The sequence below is a fragment of the Mesorhizobium sp. WSM4837 genome, assembly GCF_055811435.1.
On record NZ_JBVVQE010000182.1, the window covers coordinates 1 to 1,788 of the forward strand.

A 1,788-nucleotide genomic window follows, 5' to 3' on the forward strand; every position below is an offset into this window, starting at 1 on the left:
TGGGCTGCGGCCTTTGGGGGGGGGGGCGGGGGGGGGGGGGGGGGCGCCCGCCGCCCTGCCGCGTGCGTGGGGGCGGGGGGGGGGGGGGGCCCCCGGGGGCCACGGCGGGGAGCATCGTCGTCCCCGCTCTCGCTGGCGACGACTGTCGACAGATCGCCGTCATGCCACTCGATCTTGTTGCCGATCAGCCGTTCGATCGCCTCGATGTATTTGGTGTCGGACTTGGTGGCGATGGTGAAGGATTTGCCCGAGCGGCCGGCGCGGCCGGTGCGGCCGATGCGATGGACATAGTCCTCGGCATGGATCGGCACGTCGTAATTGAAGACGTGGCTGACATCGGGGATGTCGAGGCCGCGCGCCGCTACGTCCGACGCAACGAGGTAGCGCAGTTTGCCGTCACGGAAATTGGCCAGCATCTGCATGCGCGCGCGCTGGTCCATGTCGCCATGCAGCGCGCCGGCGTCGAAATCATGTTTCAGCAGCGAGCGGAAAAGCTCCGAGACCTCGATCTTGCGGTTGCAGAAGATGATGGCGTTCTTCAGTTCCGCATCCTCGGCCTTTATCAGATTGCGCAGCGTCTCGCGCTTGTCCCAGGGTTTCGAGCCGGATTTCACCAGCCGCTGGATGATGTTGGTCGCGGCGGACGCCGCCTTCGAAACCTCGACGCGCACCGGCGCGTGCAGGAATTTCTCGGTGAGCTTGGTGATCTCAGGCGGCATCGTCGCCGAGAAGAACAGCGTCTGCCTGGTGAACGGGATCATCTCGCAGATGCGCTCGATGTCGGGAATGAAGCCCATGTCGAGCATGCGGTCGGCCTCATCGATGACCAGGATCTCCACGCCGTTGAGCAGAAGCTTTCCGCGCTCGCGATGATCGAGCAGGCGGCCTGGCGTCGCGATCAGCACGTCGGCGCCGCGCTCCAGCTTCTTGTCCTGCTCGTCGAAGGACACGCCGCCGATCAGCAGCGCGATGTTGAGCTTGTGGTTCTTGCCGTATCTGATGAAGTTCTCTTCAACCTGCGCGGCAAGCTCGCGGGTTGGCTCGAGGATCAGCGTGCGTGGCATGCGCGCGCGCGCCCGGCCTTTTTCGAGGCGGGTCAGCATCGGCAGCACGAACGAGGCCGTCTTGCCGGTGCCGGTCTGGGCGATGCCCAAAATATCCTTGCCGAGCAAGGCGTGCGGAATGGCGCCGGCCTGGATCGGTGTCGGTTCGGTGTAACCGGCGTCGGTGACTGCGGAAAGGACCTTCGGCGACAGGCCGAGGTCTGCGAAGGTCAACACGTCTTGAGCGATCTGGGTGTCTGAGGACAAGTTTGGCTGTCTTTGGCTGGTTCGGGGGCGCAACGCAAGCGGTCGCGGCAAGCGCCGCGCGCCTGCAAGATTGGCATTGCAGGTAGGCGCAAGCCCACGATTTGTCAACACAAACAGGCGGGGGACGGCACGATTGTGAAGTCGTAACCCTTAATCGCGATGCTTAATCGATCTGCTGTCGCTGCGCCGGCTCAATAGCGGAACTGTTCGGCGAGAATGCGCTCGTTCCACGAATGGCTCGGATCGAACAGCAGCGTCGCCGTTACCGTTGGCGATTCTTGCACCGTAACCGAGGTTACGGCCTTCACCTCGGTATGGTCGGCGGCGGCGTTCACCGGCCGCTTTTCCGCCTCCAGAATGTCGAAACGAACGGTCGACTTGTTGGAGAGCAGCGCGGCGCGCCCCCCCGCCCGGCGGGGCCGGGCGGCCCCGGGGCGCCCCCCCCCCCCCCCCGCGCCGCGGCCGGGCGGGGGCGGGG

At 65.7% G+C, this 1,788-nt stretch carries 1 protein-coding gene and 1 pseudogene; both read right to left on the minus strand.

All coding sequences use genetic code 11. The annotated features are described in order from the left end of the window. Positions 1 to 1,280 (minus strand): DEAD/DEAH box helicase (locus tag AC0L3D_RS36535; protein ID WP_473647518.1); only part of this gene is annotated, 1,280 nt, incomplete at its 3' end. Between the two features lie 221 nt (positions 1,281 to 1,501). After that, positions 1,502 to 1,788, minus strand: a pseudogene (locus AC0L3D_RS36540) (hypothetical protein); the annotation flags it as partial.